This window comes from Streptomyces sp. NRRL S-350 (genome assembly GCF_000719705.1).
Taxonomy (GTDB): Bacteria; Actinomycetota; Actinomycetes; order Streptomycetales; family Streptomycetaceae; genus Kitasatospora.
Map to the genome: position 1 here is coordinate 1 of NZ_JOHO01000146.1, position 2,618 is coordinate 2,618.

The window sequence follows — 2,618 nt, forward strand, 5'->3', positions numbered from 1 at the left end:
CGGCATACGAGATTTCTGCCTGTCTCGTGGGCTCGGAGATGTGTATAAGAGACAGGGTCGGGGCCGGGGCTGGGGCGACACCGTGCGCTGGGTCCAGGACGCGCTCGGGCCCGGCGAGCGGATCGTGGCGGTGACACCGCTCAAGGGCGGGTGGACCTCGCGGATGCGCCGCCTGGACGTGGAGCGCCCCGGCGGCGCCCCGTACGCGCTGGTGCTGCGCTCCTTCGTCAAGCCGTTCTACCGCCGCCACGCCCCCGCGCTGCTGGCGCGGGAGGCCGGTGTGCTGCGCCTGCTGGAGGACGGCGGTGTCCCGGCCGCGCGGCTGCGCGCGGTGGACGGGCACGGCGAGCGCTGCGACCACCCGTCGCTGGTGATGACCCGTCTGCCGGGCCGTGTGCGGGTGGCCGAGGACGGGGACGTGGCGCGGCGCGCGGACCTGCTGGCCGCCCAGCTGGCCGCCGTCCACGCCGTGGAGGTCGCCGACGGCGAGCGCCCGCGCGCCTGGCAGGCGTGGACCGGTCCCGAGCGCGTCCGGGTCCCGGCCGCCACCGCACGGCCCGGGCTGTGGGCGCGGGCGGTGGAGGAGATCCGCCGCGAGGCGCCCGCGCACCGCCCGTGCTTCCTGCACCGCGACTTCCACCCCGGCAACGTGCTGTTCACCGGCACGGGCACCGCCCTGGCGGTCAGCGGGGTCGTCGACTGGGTGGAGACCTCCTGGGGCCCGGCCGACCTCGACGTCGCCCACTGCTCCACCGCCCTGGCCCTGCTGCACGGCCCCGACGCCGGCCTGGCCTTCGCCGACCGCTACCGCGCGGCGGCGGGCGCCGACCTCGCCGACGACCGCGACCACCTGTACTGGCGCCTGCTGGACGCCCTGGCCTTCGCCCCCGACGCGCACAAGGTCGCCGGGCCCTGGCGCGACCTGGGCCGCACCGACCTGACCCCCGCCGTCCTGACCGCCCGCCTGGAGGACTACCTGCAGGCCCTCCTCGACCGCCACGCCTGACCGCGACGGCACCGCCGAGGGGCCGGCCCCGGGGCCGGCGGCGCGGCAGGGGCAGGGGACGGTCAGCGGTGGCCCAGCACGTTGACGACCCGTCCGGAGGGGTCGCGGACGAAGAACCGCCGCACGCCCCACTCCTCGTCCTGCAAGGGGTGGAGGATCTGCGCCCCGCTGTCGCGCAGCAGCGCGTAGGCCGCGTCCACGTCGTCCACCTCCACGCTCAGGTCGGGGTCGACCGGCGCGGTCCTGTCACCGGTCATCACGCTGATCTGCGCCCCCGGACTGGACGGGGAGGCGAGCGTCACGATCCAGCCGTGGTCCATGACCTCCTCGAAACCCAGCAGGCCGTAGAACTCCCGGCTCTCCTGCACGGCCTGCGAGCGGATGTTGGGCACGACACGGCGAACGGCCATCGATGACTCCCCACGGGAACGGACCTGTCCTGACCTCCCCAGGGGTACTACGGCCCGGCCCCCGCCGCACGGGCTTTCCACGACACACCCCCACGGCCCACGGCCCGCCCGGCCCCCACCACACCGGCCGGACCGGCCGGACCGGGCAGTCCGGGCAGTCCGGGCGGTCCGGGCAGTCCGGGCGGTCCGGGCGGTCCGGGCGGTCCGGGCGGTCCGGGCGAGGCCGCCAGACGCCACGCCGGACCCGGACCCGGACCCGGACGGCAACGCCGGACCCCGGACGCCACGCCGACGCCGTACGGCAACGACGGGTCCGGACGCCACGCCGGGATCCGGGCGGCCGGTGGGGGACGTGGAGGGCGGGCGACGGCAGCCGCGCGTGCGCACCGCGGGGGCTTCCCCCACCGGGTGCGGGAGGCCCCCGCTGCCGGCACCGCCCGCCACCGGCCGCCACCGGCCTGCGACAGGAGCGCCGACCACGACCGGCAGGCGCCCCGCACCGGCCGCTCGTCAAAGCCCCGGCAGCGGACGGCAGTTCGGAGCGGTTCCGGACCGCCCCCGACAGCCCTCCCCCGGCAGCCCCGGCGGCCCCTTCCGGGGGGCCGTGACCGTTCACCGCGGCCCGGGCGGCCCCGGGCGGCCCCGGCCGGCCGCCGGACCCAGGCGGGGCCGAGTCAGCCCCCACCCGGCCGCCGCCCGACGACGATCCCGGCGCCGGACCGGCGGCGGACCGGCGGCGGACGGGCGCCGGAGGGGCGGCGGGCAGGCGCCGGAGGGGCGGCGGGCAGGCGGCAGAGGGGCGGCGGAGGGGCGGCGGAGGCGCCGGAGGGGCGGCGAGGGCGGCGGAGGGGCGGCGGGCGGGCGCTCCCGCCGGCGCGCGGCCCGCGACTGCGGCGACAAGAAGGCCTCCCGGGGCGGCCCGTCGGCGGGGCCGCCTCGCGCCCTGGCGCCGAGCGGCCGGCGCGCAGCACCACTCCCCCACCCCTCTGGGCCCGCCCCGTCCCTGCCGCCGCGACGGCCGGTCCGTGTGGCCACGCGGACCGGCGAAACGCTCCTTCGGCACCGCCCGCACAGGCGGCCGCCTCCGCCGGGTCCACGGCGATCGCCCACGCCCGCACACGAGTTCCCCCCGGGCCGCGCCACCCGCGACGGGACGAGCCCCCCACCCCCGCACCGCCCCTCCCCGCACCGAGCCGCCCCGA

The 2,618-nt window shown here is 79.3% G+C and carries 2 protein-coding genes; one reads left to right on the forward strand and one right to left on the reverse strand.

The genetic code is table 11. The features are described 5' to 3' along the window. Positions 1-40: 40 nt before the first annotated feature. Complete coding sequence (locus IF30_RS0140080; protein WP_030247966.1) at positions 41-1,006, forward strand: phosphotransferase family protein; 966 nt, start codon at positions 41-43, stop codon at positions 1,004-1,006. A gap of 62 nt (positions 1,007-1,068) precedes the next feature. Here the strand turns inward: IF30_RS0140080 and IF30_RS0140085 are convergent, their stop codons facing one another. Beyond that, the gene (locus tag IF30_RS0140085; RefSeq protein ID WP_030247969.1) at positions 1,069-1,416 is read right to left on the reverse strand and encodes a VOC family protein; all 348 of its coding nucleotides are present in this window, start codon (positions 1,414-1,416) and stop codon (positions 1,069-1,071) included. Positions 1,417-2,618: the final 1,202 nt, after the last annotated feature.